The sequence below is a fragment of the Pseudomonas antarctica genome (assembly GCF_001647715.1).
GTDB lineage: Bacteria > Pseudomonadota > Gammaproteobacteria > Pseudomonadales > Pseudomonadaceae > Aquipseudomonas > Aquipseudomonas antarctica_A.
In genome coordinates this window covers 2,302,808-2,315,903 of the sequence record NZ_CP015600.1, presented here as the reverse complement: position 1 = coordinate 2,315,903, position 13,096 = coordinate 2,302,808, and the positions used below count along the sequence as shown (strand labels likewise).

The following is a 13,096-nucleotide window of genomic DNA, read 5'->3' as shown; positions in this document are numbered from 1 at the left end:
TATACTTCGATTTTTACGAAGTGTATACGACGATGCTCAATTACCGACAGCTGCATTATTTCTGGGTGGTGGCCAAGACCGGCAGCATCGTGCGCGCCTGTGAGCAATTGAACCTTACGCCCCAGACCATCAGCGGGCAGATCAGCCTGCTGGAGCAGACCTTCGGTATTGCACTGTTTCAGCGTGTCGGCCGCCAGCTTGAACTCACCGAAGCCGGGCGCCAGGCGTTGCCCTACGCTGAGCAAATGTTCCAGACCGGCAACGAACTGGAGGCGATGTTGCGCGCGCAGCCCAATGAACAGCAGATCCTGTTCAGGGTCGGCGTGGCGGATGTGGTGCCCAAATCCATCGTTTACCGGCTGATTGCACCTACGATGGAGCTGAGCGAACAAATCCGTATCACCTGCCGCGAGGACAAACTCGAACGTTTACTGGCAGACCTGGCGATCCAGCGTCTCGACCTGGTGATCTCCGACAGCCCCATGCCCACTCACCTGGACATCAAAGGCTACAGCCAGAAACTGGGGGAATGTGGCATCAGCTTTTTCGCCACCCAGGCGTTGGCCGACCAGTACGGTGGCGATTTCCCACAATGCCTGCAGGGGGCGCCATTATTGATTCCGGGGGCCGAGACAGTGGTGCGCAGCCGCTTGCAACGCTGGTTCGCCGAGCAGCAGATTCAACCGAAGATCATCGGTGAGTTCGATGACAGTGCATTAATGCAGGCGTTTGGCCAATCGGGCAGCGGAATCTTTATCGCTCCCAGCGTGATTGCCGACGAGGTGGTGCACCAGTACGGCGTGGCGCTGATCGGCCAGACCGATGCGGTGACCGAGTCGTTCTATGCAATCTCGGTGGAGCGCAAGGTCAAGCACCCCGGCATCGTGGCGATTACCGAAGGTGCCCGACGCGAGTTGTTTACCGCCCTGCCCTGACGACTCAGGCGTTGGATGCGACCGGTTGCCTGGCGGTCATCAGCCACAACGCCAGCAAGATCGACACCAGGATAAACCCGGACGCCGCAAAGCCCAGGCTGCCAAGGCCGAGGGTGTCGATCACATGCCCACCGACCATTGCCCCCAGGCCAATGCCCAGGTTGGCCCCGGCGATATTCAACGACGCCGCAAACGCTGGCGCATGGGGCGCGGCCTTCATCAACCGCACGTGGCTGACCAGGAACATCGCCGCCTGGGTCACGCCCCACACGGCCATCGCCGCCGCGAGGCCGACAGTGGAGTGAATCGCCGGGACCACCGCCACCATGCCCGCGATCATGAACCCACAGAACACCATGGATGCGATCAATGGGTGGCGATCCACTGCGCGCCCGCCGAGTGAATTGCCGATCAGGCCCACCGCGCCAAACCCCATCAGGCACCAGCCCACCAGTGTGCCGTCGAACCCGGCCAGGCGCTCAAGGATGTCTGCCAGGTAGGTATAAGCGGTGAACATGCCGCTGAACACCAGCACTGACAGCAGGATATGACCCTGCATCAACGGGTTGCGCAGGATCTTGAATTGCGAGCGCAGCGTCACCTGGTCGTTCTTCGGCTGGGTCACCGGCAAGTAGATGAACAGCAGCAACGCCTTGGCCAACGCTACGACCGCCAGTATGGCAAACGCGGTACGCCAGCCGAACATGTCGGAAATCAACGTGCCGACCGGAATGCCGAACACCGTGGCACAGACGATGCCGAAGCCGATTTTTTCGATGGCTCGCCCGGCGTATTCGGGGCCAACAATGTCCACCGCGGTTTCGCTGGCCAAGGCCCAGAACACCGGTAACCCCAGCGCCGGTATCAGCCGCGCGAACGCCATCACCCAAATATCGGCGCCAGCGCCGCCACGGTATTGGCCACGCCGAACATGATCAGGATGCTGATAAACAAGCGCTTGCGTGGGAAGCGCGCGCAGTACGCCGTCAGAAACGGACCGAACGCCGCCACGGTAAAGGCGAACAAGGTCACCAACAATCCCGCCTGGGACACGCTGACATTCAGGTCCCGGGCAATCGACGGCAGCAGGCCCACGATGACGAATTCTGTGGTCAACACAGTAAAGCCGGCGGCCGACAGCAGCAGGATGGGAAACAACATGAAAACTCCAGAAACGACGACATCAACGACAGCCCGAAGGGCTCGCTGACGGAGAGGAAAGATGAGAGAGGAGAATATTAACAGAGTATGTCTGGATTTTGCCAAAGCCTGCGGGTGTGGGTGACGCAATGCCGCACCGAACGGGACGCTTCCTACAGCATGTTAGACTCCGCACCTACTGCCTACAGCACTTTCCGCCTGCAATGCTGCGTTCTATTAAAAAAACTAGAGACAACTGTTTATGACTGCTGCCCCTTCCCTGTTGCAACGACTTCTGCGCGTTAGCCTGGTCACCCAAATTGTCTTCGGCTTGATTGCCGGGATCCTGTTGGCCCTGTGGATGCCCGAGGCTGCCCGCGCCACCGGCTTTATCGGCAAGGTGTTCGTCACCGCCCTGAAGGCCGTCGCACCGATCCTGGTGTTCGTGCTGGTCATGGCCTCGATCGCCAACCATAAACACGGCCAGGAAACCCATATCAAGCCGATCCTGTTCCTGTACCTGCTCGGCACCTTTGCGGCTGCCGTCGTGGCGGTGGTTGCCAGTACGCTGTTCCCGTCGTCCCTGGTGCTTGCCACCCATGACGTCGCGGTAAGCGCTCCCGGCGGCATCGGCGAGGTGTTGCAAAGCCTGCTGTTGAGCGTGGTGGATAACCCGGTGAGCGCACTGATGAATGCCAACTTTATCGGCATTCTGGCGTGGGCCATCGGCATGGGCATCGCGATTCGCCATGCTGGCGAAACCACCCGCACCGTGCTCGACGACCTGTCCAACGGCGTGACGCTGATCGTGCGCGTGGTGATTCGCTTCGCGCCGCTGGGGATCTTCGGCCTGGTGGCCTCGACCCTGGCCACCTCGGGTTTTGGTGCCCTGCTCGGCTACGCTCACCTGCTGGTGGTGTTGATCGGCTGCATGCTGTTCGTGGCATTGGTGGTCAACCCGGCCATCGTGTTCTGGAAGCTGCGCCGTAACCCCTACCCACTGGTGCTGATGTGCCTGCGTGAGAGCGGCATCACCGCTTTCTTCACCCGCAGTTCGGCGGCAAATATCCCGGTAAACCTGGCGTTGAGCAAACGCCTGGGCCTGCATGAAGACACCTATTCGGTATCGATCCCACTGGGCGCCACCATCAATATGGCCGGTGCCGCGATCACCATCACCGTGCTGACCCTGGCGGCCGTGCATACCCTGGGGATTGCCGTCGACCTGCCGACCGCCGTGTTGCTCAGCGTGGTGGCGGCAGTGTGTGCATGCGGGGCGTCGGGCGTGGCCGGTGGCTCGTTGCTGTTGATTCCCCTGGCGTGCAGCCTGTTCGGTATTCCCAGCGAGATCGCCATGCAGGTAGTCGCCGTAGGCTTCATCATTGGTGTGTTGCAGGATTCGGCGGAAACCGCGCTCAATTCGTCCACCGATGTGCTGTTTACCGCCGCCGCGTGCCTGGGCCAGGAAGAACAGCCGGCTTAACCCTCAGGCGAAAAAAAGCCCGGGGCGGTTCGTTGCAGAACCGCCCCGGGCTTTTTTGTACCTGGGTGCTTAGAACGCGCCCATGTAATCGCGCTTGCCCACTTCTACGCCGTTGTGACGCAGCAAGGCGTAAGCGGTGGTGACGTGGAAGAAGAACTGCGGCAGGCCGTAGGTCAGCAGGTAGGACTGGCCGCTGAAGCGCTTCTCTTTCGGGGTGCCTGGGCGGGTGATGATCTCGATGCCTTCTTTGCCATCGATTTGCTCGGGCTTGATGGTGTCGACAAACGCCAGCACCTTGGCGATCAGCGCTTGCAGGTCGGCAAAGGTCACTTCGCTGTCTTCGTACTTCGGCACTTCAATCTCGGCCAGGCGTGCGGAAACGCCCTTGGCGAAGTCGACGGCGATCTGCACCTGGCGCACCAGCTGGAACATATCCGGGAACAGGCGCGCTTGCAGCAGTGCATTGGGCTCGATGTTCTTGGCGGTGGCATGGGCTTCGGCTTTGTTCAGCACATCGCTCAGGGCGTTGAGCATTTGCTTGAAGACCGGGATGGAGGCGGCGTACAGGGAAATAGTCATGACAGTCTCGCGGTGATGGCAGGGTGTGTAACCAGCGGCGATTATAGACATGCCAGCCGCGTGTGCAGCTTGTCTTTTATTTTTTCAGGATTAGGCTAGGGGACTCACTGCATAGGGAAAGCGCGATGACCGCCGAGCACGCCACCGACACCCCAGAACCGCGCCTGAACAGCACGGAAATTCGCATCCTGGGCTGCCTGATCGAAAAACAGGCGACCAACCCGGAAACCTACCCCCTGACCCTTAATGCATTGGTGCTGGCCTGCAACCAGAAAACCAGCCGCGAGCCGGTGACGAACCTCAGCCAAGGCCAAGTCGGGCAAAGCCTGCGCGCGCTGGAAGGCCAAGGCTTTACGCGCCTGGTCATGGGCAGCCGGGCCGACCGCTGGGAGCATCGTGTGGACAAGGCACTGGAGCTGGTGCCAGCCCAGGTGATACTGATCGGGCTGCTGTTTCTGCGCGGGCCGCAGACGGTCAATGAACTGCTGACCCGCAGCGGACGCATGCATGATTTTGAAGATGCCGAGCAGGTGGTGCACCAACTGGAGCGCCTGATTGCGCGCGGGCTGGCGCTGTTGGTGCCGCGTCAGGCGGGGCAACGGGAAGATCGTTATACCCATGCGCTGGGCGATCCGGCGGATATTGAAGTGATTCTGTCGGCGCGGGGTAATCCGGTGGAGCGGTCGGCCGGTGCCGTCTCTTCGGATCGTATCGAAGAACTTGAAGCCCGGATTGCAGCGCTGGAAGAGCGCCTTTCGCAGCTGGAACAGGCTTAACACGGTCAACAGGTGGGAGCTGGCTTGCCTGCGATGCAGACACCTCGGTACATCAGGTACACCGGGATGATGCTATCGCAGGCAAGCCAGCTCCTACATGGGTTCTTCAGTGTTCTCTAGGCTCGGGCAAACGCCACGGCTTTTTCAAACTGCGCCTGCGTCGGCCGCACGCCGGTGTACAGCACAAACTGCTCCAACGCCTGGATCGCGATCACTTCCAGCCCGGTAATCACCCGCTTGCCCTGGGCACGCCCGCGCACAATCAGCGGCGTTTCGGCGGGGATCGCCACCACATCAAAGACGGTGTCCGCGGCATCCACTGCGCCAGCCTCAAAGGCTAACTGGTCGGCCTCCGCCCCGCCGGTCATGCCAATCGGCGTCACGTTGACCAACATCTGCGGGCGCAACTCACCCAATTGCGCTTGCCACTCATACCCCAGACCTTGTGCCAACGCCCGGCCTGCCGCCTCATTGCGCGCCACAATCACGCCGTTGGTATAACCACCGTCGCGCAAGGCACTGGCCACGGCCTTGGCCATGCCGCCGCTGCCACGCAGGGCAAAGGTCGCGTCTTTTGGCACTGCGTGTTTTTTCAGCAGCTGTTCGATAGCAATGTAGTCAGTGTTATAGGCCTTGAGATGGCCGTTGGTGTTGACGATGGTGTTGAGGGAAGCGATAGCCTTGACCGACTCATCCAGCTCGTCGACCAAGGCGATACTGGCTTCCTTGAACGGCATGGACACACCGCAACCACGGATGCCCAGCGCCCTAATACCACCGATCGCGCCGGGCAAATCCTGGCTGCTGAACGCTTTATAATAAAAATTCAAACCCAACTGTTCGTACAGATGGTTATGGAAACGCAAGCCAAAATTCCCAGGGCGCGCCGACAATGACATACACAGCTGGGTGTCCTTGTTGGGGTGCATCTGCATGGGTAACTCCTTTGAGTAAGCAATTCGGTACAGACCTTACACAACCTTTACCTATCGGCCGTGCTGTTTTTCAGAAATACGTTGTCTTAAAAGTATCCCCGCGACAATCCTTGAGTCTATTGATTGCAGACCACAAGCGCAGGGGCTAACCGAGGAATGACCATGATTCGTAAAATCCCCAAAATCGCCTTGCTTATCGGCGCACTCGCTATGGCAGGCCAAGCCTCCGCCCACGGTGGTGGTTGGGGTGGCCCGGCCGTATTGGGTGCTTTGGTCGGCGCAGCCGTAGTGGGCTCCGTGGTTGCCAGCCAATCCCAGCCGGTCTACGTGCAGCAACCGGTGTATGTCCAGCCGCAACCGGTTTACGCCGCGCCGCCGCCGGTCTACTACGCACCGCCACCACCGGTGTATGTGCAACAACAGGTTTACTACCGCCCGGCGCCGGTCTACTACGGCCCACCGCGCGGCTATTACGGCCCTCCCCACGGCTATTATGGTCGCGGCTGGTAACACGCAATTGAGATGACAGGTACAGGCCTCGCCTACACGCGGGGCCTTTTTTTGCCTGAAAAGTCCGGATTCATCCTGCCAAGGTCGCTCTGAGGACAATGGTCGACGCGTAATCGCACATGATTATGGCCAATGACCCCTTGCTCGAACGCGCCTCGCGCTGTCATGTTTGTGTCACGAAACACTCCCACTATCGACACTGTCCACCCAATAACAAACAGGACGACTGACCATGCCCACGCAAAACCCGCATCGAACCGCTGGCCTGTGTACGTCCAGCAAGGTCTACAGCGCACTGACCGAACTCAAGCACCTTGAGGGCCACCGCAGCGCAAAATTCCTGTCGCTGCTGGCGGAAAACCTGGTGCGTAAAGGCCTGCTCAGTGAACAGGAAGTGGTTTCCATGCTCGATCAAGTGGTGGATTGACGCCTGGCGTTAATGTCGACTATCGAGCCAGGTGATTTTTCCTACGGGCAAACAGCCAGTATGGTGACCTCCATAGCAATTGGAGGTACCTATGCCCACTGTTCAGATCATGTCCGTCATCGGCAGCGCAGTCCCCGCCCCTCTTCGTGAGCACGGGTTGCTGGCCTGTTGGTATCTGGTGCGCGATGGCGAGCCCATCAGCGGCCCGCTCACCTCGTTGTCCGCCGCCGAAAAACAGCTGCAGCAAGCGTCGAACTTCAGACTCCACGCATGAGCCTCACGCTCTGTAACGTCTAGGGCAACGGCAGCTTGACCCGTGGCTTGCTTTCCACGAACAGCGCCCAACTGGACATAAACAGCGCCGCTACCAGCGGACCGATCACAAACCCGTTCAGGCCAAACACAGACAGGCCGCCCAAGGTCGAGATCAGGATCAGGTAATCCGGCATCTTGGTGTCCTTACCCACCAGGATCGGGCGCAGCACATTGTCCACCAACCCAATCACGAAAACGCCGAACAGTCCCAGCACTACGCCCTGCCAGATCGAACCGCTCAACAGGAAGTAGGCAGCCACCGGCGCCCATACAATTCCTGCGCCGACCGCCGGCAACAGCGAAAGAAACGCCATCAGCACCGCCCAGAGCAACGCACTGGGAATGTCCAGAAACCAGAAAATCAAACCACCCAGCGCACCTTGGGTCACGGCCACCAGTACGTTGCCCTTGACCGTCGCGCGCACCACCCGGTTGAACTTGAGCTGCAACCGACGCTTTTGCGGCTCGGCCAGCGGCACCGCCGTGCGTACCTTGCGCACCAGTTCCGGGCCGTCGCGCAGCAGGAAAAACAGCAGATACAGCATGATGAAAAAGCTCACCAGGAAATCAAACGTACCCTGGCCGAAGCTGAATGCCTGGGTCGCAAAGAACTGGCTGCCCTGCATTGCACTCTTGACGATTTTTTCTCGCAGGCCTTCCAGGTTGCCCATGCCAAAGCGGTCAAGCAGGTGCTGGAAATAAGGCGGCAGCACGTTTTTGAACTGCTCGATATACCCCGCCACATCCAGTTTTCCGCTCTCGATATTTTTATAGAGCGTCGCGCCCTCTTGCACCAACAGCACGCTGGTAATGATCACCGGCAGAATCGCAATGATCAGGCACACCGTCAGGGTGGCCAGGGATGTCAGGTTGCGGTTCCAGCCAAACCGCAGCTGCAGGCGCCGCTGCATAGGGGCAAAGATAATGCCGAGGATCACCGCCCAGAACACCGCGCCGTAGAACGGCAGCAATATCCAGATAAAGGCGATGGTGACCAGGGCCAGCAACAACAGCAGGGTTTTGAATTGCAGGTTCGTTTGGTTCATGTCCGGTCCATGTCAGAAAGCAAAGGGCCTTCGTAAGCCCTGTTGCTTAGTCCGCTGCGAAACCTGGGAGTGCCCTTGTTTATAGAACGAGCATAGACCGCATCGCTCGATGGCTTGAAGTATCCGACCGCGCCTCACTCAACAGAGCGCGTATTGCGTGGTGTGTACGCCGATGACCACCAGGCCATCCTTTTCGTAGCGCTGCGCCGAGGTCTTTACACAGGGCCTGGAAGCCCTTGAGGTGTCGCGCGCGTGTCGCGAACCCGCTGGCGATACAAAGTCAGCAAAAGGACGATCTGGATCAATAAAGCCCGCTGCCGGCTCCTTTACCCTCGCGACCTTTTGCGACTTGAGCCCATGCCCCCTGTGATCGCCCCCGAGCTGCTCGCCCCCGCCGGCACCCTGAAAAACATGCGCTATGCCTTCGCCTACGGCGCCGATGCGGTCTACGCCGGCCAGCCGCGCTACAGCCTGCGAGTGCGCAACAATGAGTTCGACCACGCCAACCTGGCACTCGGCATCCACGAAGCCCACGCGCTGGGCAAACGCTTCTACGTGGTGGTGAACATTGCGCCGCACAACGCCAAGCTGAAGACCTTCCTCAAAGACCTGGCCCCCGTAATCGCCATGGGCCCGGATGCGCTGATCATGTCCGACCCGGGGCTGATCATGCTGGTGCGACGCCACTTCCCCTTGATGCCCGTTCACTTGTCGGTGCAAGCCAATACGGTGAATTGGGCCAGTGTGGAGTTCTGGCAGCAGCAAGGCATCTGCCGGGTGATTCTGTCGCGGGAGCTGTCACTGGAAGAGATCGGCGAAATCCGCCAGCACGTGCCGGCCATGGAGTTGGAAGTGTTTGTGCACGGTGCCTTGTGCATGGCCTATTCCGGCCGCTGCCTGCTTTCCGGGTATATGAACAAACGCGACGCCAACCAAGGCACCTGCACCAATGCGTGCCGTTGGAAATACCAGGCGGTGCCGGCGATGGAAAACGCCACCGGCGATATCGTCCAGGAGTTTCAGCCTACGCTGGGTATTGGTACGCCGACCGATCAGGTGTTTCTGCTACAAGAAACCCACCGCCCCGATGAACAGATGCCCGCGTTCGAGGATGAGCACGGCACCTACATCATGAACGCCAAGGACCTGCGCGCGGTGCAGCATGTGGAACGCCTGACCCACATGGGCGTGCATTCGCTGAAGATCGAAGGCCGTACCAAATCCCACTTCTACTGCGCGCGCACCACCCAGGTGTATCGCAAAGCCATTGATGATGCGGTGGCCGGCCGAGCCTTTGACCGTAACCTGATGACCGATCTGGAGTCCCTGGCGCAACGCGGCTACACCGAAGGCTTTTTGCGCCGTCATGTGCATGACGAATACCAGAACTACCAGAACGGCAGCTCGGTATCGGAACGTCAGCAGTTTGTCGGGGAATTGACCGGCGAACGCCGGGGCGAGCTGGCCGAGGTCAAGGTGAAGAACCGCTTTGCCGTGGGTCATCACCTGGAACTGATGACCCCCGCCGGTAACTTTCACTTTGACCTGGCCACGCTGCACAATGCCAAGGGCGAAGCCATCGAGGTGGCGCCGGGGGATGGGCACACCGTGTATGTACCGCTGCCGGCGCAGATGGACCTGCAATTTGGCTTGCTGATGCGGGATATCTGAACGCGCGTGGGCCTGGTATTAACCTCAGACAACCCAGCCTCCAAGCCAGGTCTGGTTAGATCCTGAACTGACCGACAAGCTGCCCCAACCGCTGGCCGAGGTCCGCCAGGCTGCGCGACGTCTGGGCGCCCAGTTGGGTTTCATCGGCCACGCTGTCCACCGCCACGGCGATTTGATGCACGCTGCGGTTGATCTCTTCGGCCACGGCGGTCTGTTCTTCCGCCGCGCTGGCAATCTGCGCGTTCATGGAATTAATGGTGCCGATCAATTGGGCCATGGTGTCCAGCGACGCCCCGGCTTCGTTGGCCCGGGCCGAGGTACCGTCGCCCGCATCGCTGGAGCGGCGCATCGACTCCACGGCGGCCTCGGTGCCTTTTTGCAGGCGGTCGATCATGCCCTGGATTTCCTGAGTGCTGGTCTGGGTGCGACTGGCCAGGGCGCGGACCTCGTCGGCGACCACGGCAAAACCACGCCCGGCCTCGCCGGCCCGCGCGGCTTCGATGGCGGCGTTGAGCGCCAGCAGATTGGTCTGCTCGGCAATCGAGCGGATCACGCCAAGCACGCTGACAATCGACGACACGTCCTGTTGCAGGCTGTCGAGGGACACGCCGCTGCTGCGAATATCGTTCACCAGCGCATGGATCTGCGCGATGCTGCCGTCCACCACACGCTTGGCGGCCTGGCCTTCCACGTCAGTTTGCTGCGCCGCCACGGAAGCACCCTGCGCACTGCGCGCGACTTCTTGCGCAGCGGAAGACATCTGGTTGATCGCGGTGGCGACCTGATCGGTTTCGTGACGCTGGCGCTCCATGGCCTGCTCGGAACGCTGGGCCTGGTCCGATACCTGACTCACCAGGCCGGTGAGTTGCGCAGTCATCTCGGTGATCTGGCGCACCAGGCCGTGGATCTTGTCGACAAAACGGTTGAATGCGCCGGCCAGATCGCCCAGTTCGTCCTGGCTGGTAATGGCCAGGCGGCGGGTCAAGTCGCCCTCGCCCGCCGCGATATCGTCGAGGTTGGCTTTCATCAGGTTCAGCGGGCGCAGGATGGTATTGGCCGTCACCATACCCACGGCGGCAATCACCAACAGCACCACCACGGCCACGCCGAGAATGCTCAGCAGTACGCCTTCCATGCGTTTCTCGACCTTGGCCTCGACCACCGCCACCTGGCCTTCGATGCCGTCGAGGTTGACCGACGTACCAATCACCATGTCCCACTTCGGCAGGTACTCGGTGTAACCCAGCTTGGGCACCAATTCGGTCTGCCCCGGCTGGGTCGAGCTGTATTGCAGGTAGTGGGTGCCGTCTTTGCCGACCTTGACCAGGTCGCGGTTTACGTAGACCCCGTTGGGGTCGCGGTTGTCCTTGAAGCTCTTGCCGACGCCGTCCGGGCTGTTGCCCTTGAACAGGCGAATGGTCTCGGAGTCGTAGCCGAAGAAGTAGCCGTCCTTGCCGTAGGTGGTGTTGGACAGCAATTTGACCACCTCAGCCCGCGCGGCGGTGTCGCCCGGTGCGGCGGCATCGTAGAGCGGCTTGATGGTGGTCATGGCCACTTCCACATAACTTTTCAGCGTGGTCTTGGCGTCGTTGAGCAGGCGCTGGCGGGTTTCATCCACCTCATTGCGCGCCTGGCCCTGCAGAATCCACACGGTGGTCAGGCTGATGACCACGGCAAACAACAACACCGGCACTACAGCGAGGGACAGGACTTTGGCCTTCAAGCTCAGACGCATGGCTTTTCTCTCTTATTCGTGGCGACTTGAGAGGTTAACGGCCAACCGAGAAATATCTGTAGGCCCCAGGTATGCGTGGCCAGCGCCTCCATTTGTGGGTTATCAGAGGGTCATGGCAGCCAGCCAGCCAAATGCCAATAAAGGGATGTTGTAGTGCAGGAACGTCGGCACCACCGTGTCCCAGATATGGTGGTGCTGGCCGTCGATGTTCAGGCCGGAGGTAGGGCCGAGAGTCGAGTCCGATGCAGGCGAACCGGCGTCACCCAGCGCACCGGCCGTGCCGACAATGCACACGATGGCCAGCGGGCTGAAGCCCAGTTGCACGCACAACGGTACGAAAATCGCGGCAAGAATCGGCACCGTGGAAAACGACGAACCGATGCCCATGGTCACCAGCAACCCCACCAGCAGCATCAGCAACGCGCCCACCCCACGGCTATGGCCGATGAATGCCGCCGATGCTTCCACCAGCGAACGCACGTCACCGGTGGCCTTGAGCACTTCGGCAAACCCCGAGGAGGCGATCATGATGAAGCCGATCATCGCCATCATTTTCATGCCTTCGGTAAACAAGTCGTCGGTTTCACGCCAGCGCACAATGCCCGACACCGAGAAGATCAGGAAGCCGGCCAGGGCGCCGATAATCATCGAGTCCAGCCACAGTTGAATGATGAACGCCGAAGCAATCGCCAGCCCGGCCACCAGCAAGGTCAGCGGGTTGTACTGCACCGCCACTTGCTCGACCCGCTCGATTTTTTCCAGGTCGTACACACGCTTTTTGCGATAGCTGACAAACACCGCCACCAGCAGGCCGACCACCATGCCTAACGCAGGCAGGCCCATGGCGTGGGTGACGTTGACCTGGCTGATATCCACGCCGCTCTTGGCCACGTTGGCCAGCAGGATCTGGTTGAGGAAGATGTTGCCGAAGCCCACCGGCAGGAACATATAAGGCGTGATCAGGCCGAAGGTCATCACGCAAGCGATCAGGCGGCGGTCCAGTTGCAGCTTGGTCAGCACGTATAACAGTGGCGGCACCAGCAGCGGGATAAACGCGATGTGGATCGGCAAGATGTTCTGCGAAGCAATCGCTACCACCCACAACAAGCCGATCAACAGCCATTTGACGTGGCTGCCGCCGGTAGCTTCCTGACGATCGACCAACAGCAGCGCCTTGTCCGCCAGGGCATGAGCCAAGCCGGATTTGGCAATCGCCACGGCGAAAGCGCCGAGCAAAGCGTAGGACAGCGCCACGGTCGCGCCGCCGCCCAAACCACCGTTGAATGCCTTGAGCGTGGCCTCAATGCCCAGGCCACCGGTCAAGCCACCCACCAGGGCGCCGACAATGATGGCGATGACCACATGCACGCGGGACAAGCTGAGCACCAGCATGGTGCCGACCGCGGCGATGACTGCGTTAATCATGGTTACCTCAAGACAGAAACATAAAAACAGGCATACCCGCGCCCGGGCGGCCATTGGGTGGCGCCAGCGTGCAGGCTTTAAGAGGTCTTATTAGAGGGCGCGCACTTTGCAGCAGCCGG

12 protein-coding genes and 2 pseudogenes are annotated in these 13,096 nt (G+C 60.3%); 7 read left to right on the top strand and 7 right to left on the bottom strand.

Features of this window, described 5'->3' with window-relative positions; all coding sequences use genetic code 11:
* The first annotated feature begins 32 nt into the window (after positions 1–32).
* Positions 33–935, top strand: coding sequence for a transcriptional activator NhaR (nhaR, locus tag A7J50_RS10715; RefSeq protein WP_064451760.1), 903 nt, complete (start codon positions 33–35; stop codon positions 933–935).
* Positions 936–939: 4 nt separating this feature from the next.
* On the opposite strand, the pseudogene A7J50_RS10710 reads toward nhaR, so the two are convergent.
* Positions 940–2,096, bottom strand: a pseudogene (locus A7J50_RS10710) (MFS transporter).
* Positions 2,097–2,337: 241 nt separating this feature from the next.
* Between A7J50_RS10710 and sstT the strand changes: the two are divergent.
* Entirely contained in the window at positions 2,338–3,558 is a 1,221-nt protein-coding gene (gene sstT, locus A7J50_RS10705; RefSeq protein WP_064451759.1) for a serine/threonine transporter SstT, read from the top strand.
* A gap of 69 nt (positions 3,559–3,627) precedes the next feature.
* Here the strand turns inward: sstT and A7J50_RS10700 are convergent, their stop codons facing one another.
* Positions 3,628–4,137, bottom strand: coding sequence for a DUF1993 domain-containing protein (locus tag A7J50_RS10700; protein WP_053255427.1), 510 nt, complete (start codon positions 4,135–4,137; stop codon positions 3,628–3,630).
* Between the two features lie 125 nt (positions 4,138–4,262).
* Here A7J50_RS10700 and A7J50_RS10695 point away from each other — a divergent pair, with 125 nt between their 5' ends.
* Positions 4,263–4,913 carry a YceH family protein gene (locus A7J50_RS10695; protein WP_064451758.1) on the top strand — a complete coding sequence of 217 codons (651 nt, stop codon included), beginning with the start codon at positions 4,263–4,265 and terminating at the stop codon, positions 4,911–4,913.
* A gap of 116 nt (positions 4,914–5,029) precedes the next feature.
* Here the strand turns inward: A7J50_RS10695 and A7J50_RS10690 are convergent, their stop codons facing one another.
* Complete coding sequence (locus A7J50_RS10690; protein WP_064451757.1) at positions 5,030–5,848, bottom strand: shikimate 5-dehydrogenase; 819 nt, start codon at positions 5,846–5,848, stop codon at positions 5,030–5,032.
* Positions 5,849–6,004: 156 nt separating this feature from the next.
* Here A7J50_RS10690 and A7J50_RS10685 point away from each other — a divergent pair, with 156 nt between their 5' ends.
* From A7J50_RS10685 to A7J50_RS10675, 3 genes are all read left to right on the top strand, one after another.
* A complete protein-coding gene (locus tag A7J50_RS10685; protein WP_053255424.1) occupies positions 6,005–6,358 on the top strand; it encodes a hypothetical protein in 354 nt (117 codons plus the stop codon).
* 232 nt (positions 6,359–6,590) lie between these two features.
* A complete protein-coding gene (locus A7J50_RS10680) occupies positions 6,591–6,785 on the top strand; it encodes a hypothetical protein (protein WP_053255423.1) in 195 nt (64 codons plus the stop codon).
* 91 nt (positions 6,786–6,876) lie between these two features.
* Complete coding sequence (locus A7J50_RS10675) at positions 6,877–7,059, top strand: hypothetical protein (protein ID WP_053255422.1); 183 nt, start codon at positions 6,877–6,879, stop codon at positions 7,057–7,059.
* 19 nt (positions 7,060–7,078) lie between these two features.
* Here A7J50_RS10675 and A7J50_RS10670 read toward each other — a convergent pair whose 3' ends face one another.
* Positions 7,079–8,146, bottom strand: coding sequence for an AI-2E family transporter (locus tag A7J50_RS10670; protein ID WP_064451756.1), 1,068 nt, complete (start codon positions 8,144–8,146; stop codon positions 7,079–7,081).
* A gap of 357 nt (positions 8,147–8,503) precedes the next feature.
* Between A7J50_RS10670 and yegQ the strand changes: the two genes are divergently transcribed.
* On the top strand, positions 8,504–9,817 hold the full coding sequence (yegQ, locus tag A7J50_RS10665; protein WP_064451755.1) for a tRNA 5-hydroxyuridine modification protein YegQ: 1,314 nt from the start codon (positions 8,504–8,506) through the stop codon (positions 9,815–9,817).
* Between the two features lie 55 nt (positions 9,818–9,872).
* Here yegQ and A7J50_RS32255 read toward each other — a convergent pair whose 3' ends face one another.
* From A7J50_RS32255 to A7J50_RS10655, 3 genes and pseudogenes are all read right to left on the bottom strand, one after another.
* Positions 9,873–10,628 (bottom strand): methyl-accepting chemotaxis protein, encoded by a 756-nt coding sequence (locus A7J50_RS32255; RefSeq protein ID WP_410524798.1) that lies wholly within the window; start codon positions 10,626–10,628, stop codon positions 9,873–9,875.
* Between the two features lie 102 nt (positions 10,629–10,730).
* Positions 10,731–11,552, bottom strand: a pseudogene (locus A7J50_RS32250) (cache domain-containing protein); the annotation flags it as partial.
* A 102-nt stretch (positions 11,553–11,654) separates the two neighbouring features.
* Positions 11,655–12,974: a Na+/H+ antiporter family protein gene (locus A7J50_RS10655; protein ID WP_167353725.1), complete on the bottom strand. Its 1,320-nt coding sequence runs from the start codon at positions 12,972–12,974 to the stop codon at positions 11,655–11,657.
* Positions 12,975–13,096: the final 122 nt, after the last annotated feature.